Annotated in this window: 8 protein-coding genes; 4 read left to right on the top strand and 4 right to left on the bottom strand. The window is 55.8% G+C overall.

From position 1 onward, the window contains the following. Nucleotides 1-222 precede the first annotated feature (222 nt). From yegD to NR195_RS07635, 3 genes are all read right to left on the bottom strand, one after another. The gene (gene yegD, locus NR195_RS07645; protein WP_010248167.1) at nucleotides 223-1575 is read right to left on the bottom strand and encodes a molecular chaperone; all 1353 of its coding nucleotides are present in this window, start codon (nucleotides 1573-1575) and stop codon (nucleotides 223-225) included. A gap of 75 nt (nucleotides 1576-1650) precedes the next feature. Further along, nucleotides 1651-4986 (bottom strand): diguanylate cyclase, encoded by a 3336-nt coding sequence (locus tag NR195_RS07640; protein WP_050442386.1) that lies wholly within the window; start codon nucleotides 4984-4986, stop codon nucleotides 1651-1653. A gap of 163 nt (nucleotides 4987-5149) precedes the next feature. Further along, the gene (locus tag NR195_RS07635) at nucleotides 5150-5764 is read right to left on the bottom strand and encodes a phosphatase PAP2 family protein (protein WP_010248160.1); all 615 of its coding nucleotides are present in this window, start codon (nucleotides 5762-5764) and stop codon (nucleotides 5150-5152) included. 283 nt (nucleotides 5765-6047) lie between these two features. Between NR195_RS07635 and udk the strand changes: the two genes are divergently transcribed. The 3 genes from udk to asmA all read left to right on the top strand — a co-directional run bounded on the left by udk (nucleotide 6048) and on the right by asmA (nucleotide 9188). Beyond that, nucleotides 6048-6689, top strand: coding sequence for a uridine kinase (gene udk / locus NR195_RS07630; RefSeq protein WP_010670982.1), 642 nt, complete (start codon nucleotides 6048-6050; stop codon nucleotides 6687-6689). Nucleotides 6690-6770: 81 nt separating this feature from the next. Continuing rightward, on the top strand, nucleotides 6771-7352 hold the full coding sequence (gene dcd / locus NR195_RS07625) for a dCTP deaminase (protein WP_004571280.1): 582 nt from the start codon (nucleotides 6771-6773) through the stop codon (nucleotides 7350-7352). A gap of 12 nt (nucleotides 7353-7364) precedes the next feature. Beyond that, the gene (asmA, locus tag NR195_RS07620; protein WP_187510646.1) at nucleotides 7365-9188 is read left to right on the top strand and encodes an outer membrane assembly protein AsmA; all 1824 of its coding nucleotides are present in this window, start codon (nucleotides 7365-7367) and stop codon (nucleotides 9186-9188) included. Between the two features lie 30 nt (nucleotides 9189-9218). Here the strand turns inward: asmA and NR195_RS07615 are convergent, their stop codons facing one another. After that, nucleotides 9219-10790, bottom strand: coding sequence for a TerC family protein (locus NR195_RS07615; protein WP_010248151.1), 1572 nt, complete (start codon nucleotides 10788-10790; stop codon nucleotides 9219-9221). Nucleotides 10791-11585: 795 nt separating this feature from the next. On the opposite strand from NR195_RS07615, the gene wbaP reads away from it, so the two are divergent. Beyond that, nucleotides 11586-13019: an undecaprenyl-phosphate galactose phosphotransferase WbaP gene (wbaP, locus tag NR195_RS07610; protein WP_022625020.1), complete on the top strand. Its 1434-nt coding sequence runs from the start codon at nucleotides 11586-11588 to the stop codon at nucleotides 13017-13019. Nucleotides 13020-13113: the final 94 nt, after the last annotated feature.

The following is a 13113-nucleotide window of genomic DNA, read 5'->3' as shown; positions in this document are numbered from 1 at the left end:
ACGCTTCCCGGCGTGGACTTCTGGCCCGGCGTCACGCCTCAGCGCTGCGGATAGCCCTTTCAGCAGCAGAGGCGCTCAGGCCTCCACTCTCGTGCCCTTTCTGACAACATGCACTCAAGCTTCAGAGCAGGCCGGGGCCCGGCACCAGACTGCGTTATCACCTGTCGCTTAACTGACTGGCATTACACCCTCAGGTGCCGTCTTTGTTATTGCAGTGCAAGCCTAGCGGAACATCACTTCCGCCCAGCGGGCCAGCCCTGCGGTGACGGAGGCGAAATCATCGCCACCCGCAATCGGTGTATCCGGCAGCGTCTGCTGCAACGCCGCGCGCAGCAACGGCGAACGCGCACTGCCGCCGGTCAGGTAAATCACATCAGGCTTAATCTGGCTGGTGGCTAATGCCAGCTGCACCTGTTCCAGAATTTTCTCCAGCGGCTGACTGATGGCGTCCTGCAGCTGATCCACGCCAATCTCTGTCTCTAATGCGGCGGCAATAAAGTCCAGGGAAGCGGTATGCGCCGGGCTGGCTGACAGCGCAATCTTGCTCTCTTCCGCTGCGCGTACCAGGCGATAACTGAGCTTCTGCTGCCACACTTTCAGCAGGCGAGCCACTACGTCACCCTGTTCCGCATCACGCACTAAATCCCGCAGCCACTTTCCGCAGGCGGGACTGTAAAAGTCACTTTGTGCCGGCACATCATTGATGGCGATCGCATTCCACCACGGCAGCGCAGGCAGGGCGGTGCCTTTCTGGGTGTTACCGCCCAGACCGAGTAGCGGCATCAGGGTCTTAAACGTCAGCATGATGTCCAGGTCGTTACCGCCGACACGGCAACCGCTGTGGCCCAGCAGGCTTTCACGGCGGTCAGCTTTATCACGCCACTTCGGCCCCATCAGCAACATTGAGCAGTCGGTAGTACCACCGCCAATATCCACCACCAGTACCCGCGTCTCCTGCTGCAGCGTGGCTTCGAAATCGAGTCCGGCCGCCACCGGTTCGAACTGAAACTCTACGTCGCGGAAACCGGCGCGGTGAGCGGCGCGCAGCAGAATACCTTCAGCCTGCTGGTTAGACTCTTCACTGCCTAAACCCTGGAAGTTGACCGGTCGGCCGATTACCGCCTGATCGATAGCCTGATCAAGCTGGCTTTCACCCTGCTTGCGGATGTGCAGCATCATGGCGCAGACCAGATCTTCAAACAGGGCAATCTGCTGTGGCTTCAGGCCAGTAGCACCGAGGAACGATTTGGGGGATTTAACGAACCAGACATCTTCGGGATCGACCATATAGTGCTGCAGCGCGGTGAGGCCAAACTGCACGCTATTGGGCTGGACGTCGATATCTTCTTCGCGGTTATATCGCAGCGCGCGCTGCAGCAGCGCCGTGGTTTCGCTGTCAGGTGTCGCGACCTGATGATGACGATAGAGCCATTCGCTGATCGACTCGCGGGTCGGCGCACAGATCATCGACGGCAGCAGGCGCTGATCATTTTCCAGCGTTAACAGACGTGGCGTGCCATTTTCGCTGACTGCAATAGAGCAGTTAGCCGTGCCGTAATCGAATCCTATGAACATTTTCGCCCCCATGCCGGAAAAAAGGGGGCGACTTTAGCGCAGCTTCAGCAGGGTGGCAAGCGGGCAGCGCCGGAATTAACGAATAGCGAAGATGTGATCTTCAGCCAGTGAACGCAACGGCTGGCGCTCCGCCACGGCACTGCCCCAGACGCCATTAACATCAAGGTTAGCCAGGGTGCTGAGCAGGGCCGGTACCGAAACCGGACCGGCCAGCACCGAGATATTGCGCTGTGTGGCCTGGCCCTGAATGATGGTCAGCAGCATCTCATCCATCAGATTATTGTGAACGTTGGCAACCAGTTCAGGTGCCAGCACCAGATAATCGACCACCTCGTCACTCAGCAGATTGAAAGCATCCAGATTACGGCCAAAATGCTGCAATACGATGCGGCAGCCGCACTGCCGTAGTTGCAGCAGCGCGGCATAGAGCTGATCGCCCTGGCTCAGCACGCTGGCGGCAGGGAAAGCAAAACCACAGCCGCTGCTGGAGAGTCCGGCGGCGACAAAGCGCTGACAGAGTTGCTGCACAAAGGCGGCATCACTCAGTACCTGGGCATTAAGCGGCAGAATCACCGGAATGCCTTTGTTATTGAGCCGCTGCACGTCGTGGCGGAAAAAAGCCTCAAGAATATTGTTATCCAGCCGGCGACGCAGCGTTTCATCAGGCAGGTTATTGCGTAACAGTGTCTCATCCAGCAGCAACCCGTCAGCGGTTAACAGCTGCACCTCAAGCAGCCAGATAAAGGCGGCCTGCGGCGTTTTTGGCGGCGCAACGGCCCAGGCGGGCAGTTCGATCTGCAGCGCATCAATCATCGCCGCATCCATGCCCTGATGGTTGCCCGACAGCGGTAAGCGATGCTGTTCGTAGACCACCAGCCGTCCGCGCCCGCTGCGTTTGGCGTTGTAACAGGCGATGTCCGCCTGCGAAAGCACGTCGCTGCTCTGACAGTTTTCTGCTGAAATCTGCGTCACGCCCGCGCTGGCACCGACCTGATAAAGGCGTCCCAGCCACTGGAACCGGTAATCATTTACCGCGGCGACAATGCGCTGCACCACATCATGTGCCTGTCCGATATCGCAATCGGGCATCAGTAGTGCAAACTCATCACCGCCCAGTCGCGCAAGGAAATCGCTGCTGCGCAGAGGGTGCTGCATCAGATCGGAGAGTTCGCGCAGTAACGCATCGCCTGCAGCATGCCCGGCGCTGTCATTGACCGCTTTAAACTTATCAAGGTCGATAAACACCAGCACGTGCTGATGCTGATGTTCAGCGGCATCAAACAGCAGACGCTTAAGCTGAAGTTCGAAGCTGGCGCGGTTAGGCAGACGGGTCAGGGTGTCATGCAGCGCGCTGTAGCTCAGGCGCTTCATCAGTTTGCGTGACTCACTCACATCCTGAATGACCATCACCGCCCCCTGTTCCAGACCCGCTTCCGAACGCAGCGGCGTGATGCTGTAGTGAATATCGATATGGCCGCCGTCCGGGGTATGCAGCACCAGATCTTCAGCGAGACCGGGGGTGACTTTTTCCGGCGGCAGCTGGCATAACAGCAAACTCTCTACCTCAGGGCCGTTACGTCCCTGCGTGATATGCAGCAGCTCACTCAGCGGCTGACCGGCGGCCTGCTCCTGCGACCAGCCACTCATTTTCTCCGCCACCGGGTTCATAAAGGCAACGCGCATCTCTTTATCGGTGCTGATGACCGCTTCGCCGATCGAATCCAGGGTGATCGCCATGCGCTCTTTCTCCTGAAACAGCGCCTCATTAAGATTGCGTAGCGGCGTGATGTCCTGACAGATGCCCAGCATGCGCTCAATGCGGCCTTCTTTACTCAGCAGCCGGTTGGCCTGAGTGCGCACCCAGCGATGTCCCTGGTCATCGACCACGCGGTACTCCATGTGAAACGCGCTGCGAAGCTCAATCGCCTGTTGCACCGTCAGTGCGGCATACTCGCGATCGGCGGGATGCAGCAGATGGATCCAGAGGTCGTAGCTGGGTGACTCATGCGGGGCAAGACCAAACAGCGCGTACATGCGCTTGTCCCATAACATCTCGCCGGTCAGCAGGTTCCACTCCCATACGCCAATGCCACCCGCTTCGTTGGCCAGCGTAATACGCTCCATCAGCCTGCGATTCACCTGCTCGCTCTGCTTCAGCTCAGAGATATCGATAATCTGCGCAATAAAGTAGAGCGGTTCCTGGTTACCATCGCGCACCAGCGATACCGTCAGCCGCGCCCAGACAATCTCGCCATCTTTGCGGAAATAGCGCTTCTCAAAGGTGTAGGTATCAATCTCACCCGCCAGCAGTCGGTTCGCATGTTGCAAATCGAGGCTGAGATCGTCGGGATGGGTGATCTGCTGAAAAGTCAGCCGCTTCAGCTCCTCAGCCGGGTAGCCCAGGATCTGGCACAGCGAGCGGTTGACCTGCAACCAGCTGCCGTGGGGCGCCACCAGCGCCATCCCGATGGCGGAATACTCCATGGCGTGACGGAAGCGGGTTTCACTGTCAGTGATATGGAGCTTTTCGCGCCGGAACGCATCCATCACCAGCGACATAATGTGACTGGGGATTAGCACCAGCAGGAACGGCAGCCAGCTGGAGACCGGGCCCAGCGCGCTGTTGTTGTTCACCACGCTGACCAGATCAAAGGCGAGCAGTATCGAGATAAAACTGGCGTTCAGGAAGAACAGCACGAACGCCTGCAGCTTGGGCAGGCGGACCGCGCACCAGAAGAGGATCACCACGATAAAGGTAAAGGGCCACGGCAAAAAGCGCAGCGCCAGATAACTGGCCCCGAGGGTGAGAAGAAGCGTCAGCAGAGCTTCGGCCAGGCGCAGATTGCTGAACCCCGTGCGACGCAGCGGCCACGGCAGAAGTAACAGCATCGGGCCTAACACCAGCATGCCGATGATTTCGGAGATCACCCAGGTATAAAAGAAGGGAAACGAGGCGTGGCCGCTGACCTGTAGCGTCCAGAGTGCCAGCAGGCCGCCGAGCACCGGCGTCACGATGCCCACCGACAGTACCATCCGTGCCCAGTCATGCAGTGAATCCAGCGGCGCGCGCCGATCCAGCAGGGCGCGTAGCAGCATGCCACCCACACCGGCCTGGATAAGATTGAGAAGGGCGAATTTAATGTTCGAGAGGGCAGGCCCGATGATGATGGCATTAGCCCCGGCGGTGCCAAGCACGCAGGCTGTCAGCAGCAGCGGGAGCTGGCGTGACGGGCAGCGGAAAACCACGACGGTCATTAACGTAGTCGGAAACCAGAGCGGGGAGATTTTGCCGCTGACGACGATCAGTTCCAGACAGAAGAGTGTCAGGACAAACACCACGCAGCCAAGGAGCAGCGCCGAGAGCCAGCGGTTTGGCGTGCTATTTTGCGGGGACAGGATCTCTATCGTCATGCGGACTTCCGGCAGGGTGCAACGCTCCACAATGGCGAATCAGGCACCAGTCATTCTCTCACTGCATGCTAGCACATCCGGCAAAGAAAAAAGGGGTGAAATCAATATTGCCCGTTATTCGGCGAATTGACGGGCACGGTAAGATTGATTGCCAGCACGTTGATTACTGGCGGAAAAGATCGGCGCGGGTATAGGGTTTCTCCATGCCCGCAAGGCTGGCGGCGAAACGCTCCAGGAACTGCTGCGTGGTGGCAACACGACCGTGACTCATCAATACAAACGGCACTAACAGCGCAGCACCGACCTGCGGCCAGCTGAAGCCTTTGAGCGAGGTGCGACGCTGGGAGATCAGAAACGCCGTGCTCAGCGTGAAGCCCAGCAGCAGCCCGGTGACCACCTCACTTTTTGAGTGTGCGTGAATGACCAGGCGGGAGAAACCGACCATCAGGGGAATCAGATAACCAACCCCAATCGCCGCAATGCGCCACATCGCGGACCAGCGCCCGGAAATCAGCCATAGCATGACCGGCCACAGCGTGGCGGACATGGCGCTGTGGCCGCTGAAACCGGTAAAATTAAAGCGGGCGCTGCCGATGCCAAACCCCAGAAACAGAATTTTAGAGATGCTGACGGTCAGGCCAGCCAGGCCAAATGCCACAATCCAGTAAAAGACCGTATGACGATTATCACTCTTCCACGGCAAAATCAGCGCAATAATCACGGCTGTTGGAATCAACAGCATGCTGTCGCCAAAATAGGTCAAAGTCTTCCAGTGCATACCACTCCTGATGCATCTTCGGTCGTCACGTTAGCGACACGCGTTGTCTGAACAGCGCGCCGCGCAGGCCATTTTTTTTATAGTATGGTGTGCCGCTAGTTTATCGGTGAAATGAGTGGCGTCCAAAGGAGAAAGTCTGAAAAGTCGCCGACGCCATTTCTCTGGCATCAAAAGGCCGAAATCCCTATACTTAGCGCGAACACACCCTCTCCATTTCGGCCCGTCCGCTGCCCGCGTAATGTGTGACCAGTGGCAGGCTCCAGTTATCAGGTCTTAAAAAAGTATGACTGACAAGTCTCATCAGTGCGTGATTGTAGGCATTGCCGGCGCTTCCGCATCCGGTAAAAGTTTAATTGCCAGCACGCTCTATCGTGAAATCCGTGATCAGGTAGGTGGCGAGCACATCGGGGTCATCCCGGAAGATGCTTATTACAAAGATCAAAGTCACCTCACCATGGAAGAGAGGGTTAAAACCAATTATGACCATCCGAGCGCGATGGATCATGATTTGCTGTTGCAGCATCTGCAGGCGGTTAAAGCTGGTCAGGATATTGAGCTGCCGGTCTACAGCTACGTTGAGCACACCCGCACCCAGCAAACGCATCATCTGAGCGCAAAAAAGGTCATCATCCTTGAAGGCATTCTGCTGTTAACCGATGCCCGTCTGCGCCAGGAACTCAACTTCTCTATCTTCGTGGACACGCCGCTCGACATCTGTCTGATGCGTCGTATGAAACGTGACGTCAATGAGCGTGGCCGCTCAATGGATTCGGTAATGAGTCAGTATCAGAAGACCGTGCGTCCGATGTTCCTGCAGTTTATCGAGCCATCAAAACAGTACGCCGATATCATTGTGCCGCGCGGCGGAAAAAACCGTATCGCCATCGATATCCTCAAGGCGAAAATCAACCAGTTTTTTGAATAACACACGTCCGTCCGGACGTGGTGCAGACCGGCGGCAGGCAAGCATGCCGGTTTGCTACACTTATGCCATGGAGTTACCGCAATGAGATTATGCGATCGCGATATTGAAGCCTGGCTGGACAATGGCAAACTGGCCATTGAGCCACGCCCGCCGGTCGAGCGCATTAACGGAGCCACCGTCGATGTGCGTCTGGGTAATCAATTCCGCACCTTCAGCGGTCATACCGCGGCCTTTATCGATCTGAGCGGCCCGAAACAGGAAGTGAGCGCGGCACTGGATCGGGTCATGAGCGATGAGATCGTATTGCCTGATGGCGAAGCCTTTTTCCTCCATCCGGGAGAGCTGGCGCTGGCGGTGACGCTGGAGTCCGTGACGCTGCCTGACGATCTGGTCGGCTGGCTGGATGGCCGTTCATCGCTGGCGCGACTTGGGTTGATGGTACACGTTACGGCTCACCGCATCGATCCTGGCTGGCAGGGCCGTATCGTGCTGGAGTTCTACAATTCAGGTAAACTGCCGCTGGCTCTGCGTCCCGGCATGTTGATCGGCGCGCTGAGTTTTGAACCGCTTTCAGGCCCGGCTGCGCGTCCCTACAACCGGCGTGAAGATGCGAAATATCGCGGTCAGCAGGGCGCTGATGCCAGCCGTATCGACAAAGACTGATCTGAGGATGTAATGAAAAGAGTGATAACCACGCTGGCCATCCTGTTAGTGGTGGTCGTAACGGGAATGAGCGCGCTGGTGCTGCTGGTCAATCCCAACGACTTTCGTGCCTATATGGTGCAGCAGGTCGAACAACGCAGTGGTTATCGCCTTGAGGTCAGCAGCGATCTGCGCTGGCACGTCTGGCCTCAGCTCAGCATTCTGGCCGGCCGGATGAGTCTTACCGCGCCGGGCGCCAGCCAGCCGATGGTCTCGGCGGAAAACATGCGGCTGGATGTTGATCTCTGGCCACTGTTATCCCATCAGCTCAGCGTCAGCCAGGTGATGCTGAAAAATGCGATAGTGCGGGTGACGCCAGATAGCCGCGCGCAGCGTGCCAGAAATGCGCCCCAGGGTCCGCGTGATGCGGAGCCGGCTTCGCCTTCCAGCGGCTGGTCATTCGATATCGCTAAACTGCGGGTAGCAGACAGTCTGTTGATCTGGCAGCAGCCAGGCGGCGACGAGTATAATTTCCGCGACCTCAACATTAATATGGAACAGGACGCGAACAAGCTGGCGACGCTGTCGCTGAGCACCACGCTGATGCGCAACCAGCGCAACGCCACACTGAATCTCAAAGGCCAGCTGGATGCCGCGCAATATCCCCATCGCCTCAGCGGCCAGTTGCAGCAGCTTGATTACACGTTGTCCGGCGCCGACATTCCGGCACAGGGGATCAAAGGCTCGCTGAGCCTGCAGGGCGAGTGGGATGGTGACCGCCAGCAGCTCTCCTTCAGTAATCTGCAGCTCACCGCCAATGACAGCACCCTGACCGGGCAGGGCAGTGGCCATATTGCGCCACCGCAGCAGCTGGCGCTGGATCTGAAAGCCAGCAACCTTAACGTCGATAATTTACTCACCAGTGCGTCCGTCTCTGACGTACCTGGCGTGCAGCACGCCACCGTGGCCCGTTCGCCGGTGATTGCTGCGCCGCGGGAACGCAGCAACGCCGACTCTCCGCTGAATGATCTGGATCTGGCGCTGAAGTTACAGGCTGACAATGCGGTATGGCGCGGACTCTCTCTGACCAGTCTTTCGGTGAACGCCAGCAATCAGCAGGGAGTGATGACGCTGAAGACGCTCAGCGGCAAGCTGGGCAATGGCAGCTTCTCCATTCCCGGCAGTATCGATATCCGTCAGCCAGAGACGCGGGTCAGCCTTAAACCCCAACTCCGTTTAATTGCGATTCAGCCGCTGCTTAAAGCGTTTGAACTGCCGGAAAGTGTGCAGGGGAACCTGAGTCTGGATGGCGACCTGTCGGGTGATACGCTGACGGTCGAAGCAGCCAAACGTCGCTGGCAGGGCAGGGCGACCATCAGCGCCAGCAACCTGAAGCTGGCACAGCTGAATCTGCAGCAGATGGTGCAGCGTGCCGTGGCGCGGGTCAGCGATAAGGTCAGCAGCGATCAGGCGGTGGATGAGGGGATTGAGTCGATTAGCGCACAGGTGGCGCTGAATAAGGGCGTACTCAGCTTCAGCGATATCAATGGCAACGGCCAGAATCTGGGCCTGCAGGGTGCGGGCAAAGTTGACATGGTGCAGCAACAGCTGGATATGACCCTGGGGCTGAAAATCAGCGGCTGGCGTGGCGATGATGCGCTGGTGAAGGCGCTCTCCAGTCAGCCGGTTCCGCTGCGCATGTATGGTAGCTGGGACAGCCTGCAATACTCTCTGCCGGTGGATGACGTTCTGCGTAACCGGCTGCAGAGTGAGGCGAAATCACGGCTGAATCAGTGGATCGATCGCCAGAAAGAGGGCGAGAACAAAGAGAACCTGAAGAAAATCATGCGCCCGTAGCGGGCGCATTCCCTTCTGCCAGCTAACCACTCAGACCTCGTAACTGATATCGGGCTGCAGCAGGATCTCGACTTTCTGCACCCGATGATTTTCGACCTGCAGCGTTCGCAGCAGATAGTCACCCAGTTGCAACACTTCGCCTTCCTGAGGGATGTGTTGCAGCTTATCCATCAGTAATCCCGCCAGCGTATGATAGTCACCCTGCTCATCGAGCGGCAATTTCACATAGAGCGCCAGATCTTCCAGCGGCATATGACCGTTAGCAATCCAGTGACCTTCATCCTGAATCTGAATATCGTAGCGAGCATCGATTTCACCCGCCTCATTCGGCAGATTGCCGGCGATGGTCTCCATTACATCGCTCAGCGTCACCACGCCTTCCACCGAACCAAACTCATCAACCACAAAGGCGAAGTGAGTATGGGCCTGACGAAACTGTTCCAGCGCCTGCAGCACCGTCAGCCGCTCAGGAAAGACCAGCGGCTGTCGAATCAGGGCGCGTAAATCCAGGGAATTGTGGTGCAGTGACTGGTGCAGCAGATCGATAACGTGAACCACGCCCAGCGGTTCGCTGGAGTGATCCGTAATCAGTATTCGCGTGTGCTGGTTGCGGTCGAGGCGCGACATAATCTCTGCCGGATCATCACTGAGATCGATATGTTCGACGTCGTGGCGAGAGGTCATGATGCTGTTAATGTGGCGCTGACCCATGCCCAGTACGCGGGCAATCATCACCCGTTCCTGCCGGTTAAACAGCATGCTGTCATCGCTGTCAGCAATCAGTGACGAAGTTTTCGCATCCAGTTCCGCCGGTTCTGCCGCGCCGCGCAGCAGCCGTAACACCGCTTCCGCCGTGCGCTGGCGTAGCGGACGACCGGCCGACAGCACCCGACGACGATTAAAGTGCGCCAGCTGGTTCAGTGCCTCAATGACCACCGAGAAGCCGATTGCCGCATAGAGGTAGCCTTTGGGAATCACAAAGCCAAAGCCTTCCGCCACCAGGCTGAAGCCGATCATCAGCAGAAAGCTTAAGCAGAGGATCACAATCGTAGGATGGTTGTTCACGAAGCGGGTTAACGGCTTGCTGGCGAGCAGCATCAGCAGAATGGCGATGGTGACCGCAATCATCATGACCGGTAAGTCATTAACCATGCCGACGGCAGTAATCACCGCATCCAGCGAGAAGATGGCATCCAGCACCACGATTTGCGCCACCACCGGCCAGAATTTAGCGCCGCCTTTTTGTTGACCGGAGGCCTCATCATCCCCTTCAAGACGCTCATTCAACTCTGTGGTGGCTTTAAATAGCAGGAAAATCCCGCCTGTCAGCAGCAGTAAATCGCGCGCACTGAAGGGGTGGCCCATAAGCGTAATCCAGGGTTCTTTCAGCGTAACCAGCCAGGAAAGCGATGCCAGCAGCAATAATCGGCACAATAACGCCAGCAGCAGTCCAATCACGCGCGCGCGGTCGCGAAGCGGCCCTGGAAGCTTCTCCACCAGGATGGCGATGAAGATCAGATTGTCGATGCCTAAAACCAGTTCCAGAACGATTAGCGTTACTAATCCCGCCCATAGCGAGGGATCTGCAATTACCTCCAGCATGCGTTGTTCACCTGAATGTCTTAAATTGAGTTTTCTCTGATGATAGTGGAGTGCGAAGCCACGTACAAATGGCAGGGCAGGGGGCATGTTCTCAGATAACCGCGCTATATCGTGCAAAATATGAACATAATAGTGTGACGCTTTGATTAACTTCACAGGGCGCGGTAGAGATAATTCTTAGTCATTGGCTGACAGGAAAGAGATATTCACCTGTCGGGCTTATGCGATTTATCTCATCGGGAGTATGGCATTAATCCGAATTGTGAAGAAAGGATTGCACTGCCCGTCAGGCCTCAATACTAATTGCTGGTAGTCTTTTTCCTAAAATAGTCCAGGGATGGCGGGACCTGCTTGTAAACAAGCCAGTAATAACTAGTATAGCAACAAGTTAGCAAACTCTGCCCCAGAGTCGTAATCTGCGTACCTATTCGACATTAATCGCAATGTCACGAATGAGTAATTCGCCTGTGAACGTCTGTATGATGCGTTGCGGTAACGCTAACACATTACGGGGAGCATTATGAATGATGACAGCGATATTGGCAGCGACAGCCAAGGGCGGTAGCGTGCCCGAATCGCGTTTTTGTTGATAAAGTGAGCAGTGCTGGCGGTGGTTAAGTCAGAGTAATCTGTTGGTATTCATCACGATATTATTGGTTTCATGGTTAAGATCATTGGCGTAAACGCCGCAGGAGCTCCCCTTAGAAACGGCTCACTCTGGAGAGGTTTCGTCGCTTAATGATTAAACAGGCGATAGCCGTTGCGGGTTTAAGGAAATAAAATAAAGAGTTAAATATGCGCGATACAGAATTTACGTTTAAAAGTCTTATTACCAAATTAATGCTGGCATGTTCAGACTTAATTTGTTTCAACGCAGCGTTATTTTTGGCGATGATGCTAATTAATTTGCAGTCAGATTCGCCGCTGGCAGATATTTCTGAAAAAGAAATGAATTTAAAAATTGCCACACACATTTGTCTGTCGGTAATTTGTATTGGCTGGTTCTGGGTAAGGCTGCGTCACTACACTTACCGCAAACCTTTCTGGTTCGAATTAAAAGAAGTTTTTCGTACCATTCTTATATTTTCTGTTATCGACCTGTCGATTACCGCCCTGTCGCAGTGGCAGATGTCGCGTTTCGTCTGGTTACTGACCTGGATCCTGGCGCTGATTTTAATTCCGACCTGCCGCGCGCTTTCTAAACGTCTGCTGAATAAAAATGGCTTGTGGAAAAAACAGACCATTATTATCGGCAGCAGCAAAAATGCGCACGAAGCCTGGCAGGCACTGCAAAGCGAAGAGGTCATGGGTTTTGACGTTATCGCCTTCTATGACGTTGATGGAACCTGTCCGCAGGAGATCATGAACGGCGTGCCGGTGCTGCGCGACGAGCAGGAGCTCTGGAGCCTCACCAACAGCGAAACGCAGTTTATCGTCGCGGTTGAGTATGAGCAGAGTCAGTACCGTGATGTCTGGCTTAAATCGCTGGCGATGCACAACTGCCGTTCAGTGTCAGTGATCCCAACCCTGCGTGGTGTACCGCTCTACGGTACCGACATGGCCTATATCTTCAGCCATGAAGTGATGATCCTGCGGGTTCAGAACAACCTGGCCAAACGCACGTCGCGCTTCCTGAAGCGGGCATTCGATATCGTGGGTGCGCTCTCGATTATCCTGATGCTGATGCCAGCGCTGCTGGTACTGGGCTTCCTGGTGGGTCGTGACGGTGGACCACCGATTTATGGTCACGAGCGTGTGGGAATGAATGGCCGTAAATTCAAATGCCTGAAATTCCGCTCGATGGTCATTAATTCAAAAGAAGTGCTGGAAGAGGTGCTGCGCACTGATCCGATTGCCCGTGCGGAATGGGATAAAGATTTCAAACTCAAAAATGATCCACGTATTACTAAAGTGGGCCACTTCATCCGTAAAACAAGCCTCGATGAGCTCCCTCAGCTCTGGAACGTGGTGCGCGGTGATATGAGTCTGGTCGGACCGCGTCCGGTCATTGAAGATGAACTCTGTCGTTATGCCGGTGATGTTGATTATTACCTGATGGCAAAGCCAGGCATGACGGGATTGTGGCAGGTCAGCGGTCGTAATGATGTTGACTATGAAACCCGCGTCTATTTCGACTCGTGGTACGTGAAAAACTGGTCACTGTGGAACGACATCGCGATTCTGTTTAAGACAGTGGGCGTGGTGTTGAAACGCGATGGTGCCTATTAATCGTGAGTCGGAATGAGCGCGTTAATGCGCGCTCAGAGGTGTTTTGCCGTTGTCAGGCGTGTCGTTGATAGTGGCCATCATCAGGGATATCGCT

It is taken from the genome of Pantoea sp. Ft-CA_14, from assembly GCF_024520875.1.
Lineage (GTDB): Bacteria > Pseudomonadota > Gammaproteobacteria > Enterobacterales > Enterobacteriaceae > Pantoea > Pantoea agglomerans.
Note: the sequence above shows the minus strand (reverse complement) of the source record. Positions and strands in the feature narration are given on the sequence as shown.

What these genes read in the sequence shown, in the direction of transcription:
- dcd (WP_004571280.1), top strand. Translation starts at nt 6,771, where the DNA reads ATGAGATTATGCGATCGCGATATTGAAGCCTGGCTGGACAATGGCAAA.
- yegD (WP_010248167.1), bottom strand. Translation starts at nt 1,575, where the DNA reads ATGTTCATAGGATTCGATTACGGCACGGCTAACTGCTCTATTGCAGTC.
- asmA (WP_187510646.1), top strand. Translation starts at nt 7,365, where the DNA reads ATGAAAAGAGTGATAACCACGCTGGCCATCCTGTTAGTGGTGGTCGTA.
- NR195_RS07640 (WP_050442386.1), bottom strand. Translation starts at nt 4,986, where the DNA reads ATGACGATAGAGATCCTGTCCCCGCAAAATAGCACGCCAAACCGCTGG.
- wbaP (WP_022625020.1), top strand. Translation starts at nt 11,586, where the DNA reads ATGCGCGATACAGAATTTACGTTTAAAAGTCTTATTACCAAATTAATG.
- NR195_RS07615 (WP_010248151.1), bottom strand. Translation starts at nt 10,790, where the DNA reads ATGCTGGAGGTAATTGCAGATCCCTCGCTATGGGCGGGATTAGTAACG.
- udk (WP_010670982.1), top strand. Translation starts at nt 6,048, where the DNA reads ATGACTGACAAGTCTCATCAGTGCGTGATTGTAGGCATTGCCGGCGCT.
- NR195_RS07635 (WP_010248160.1), bottom strand. Translation starts at nt 5,764, where the DNA reads ATGCACTGGAAGACTTTGACCTATTTTGGCGACAGCATGCTGTTGATT.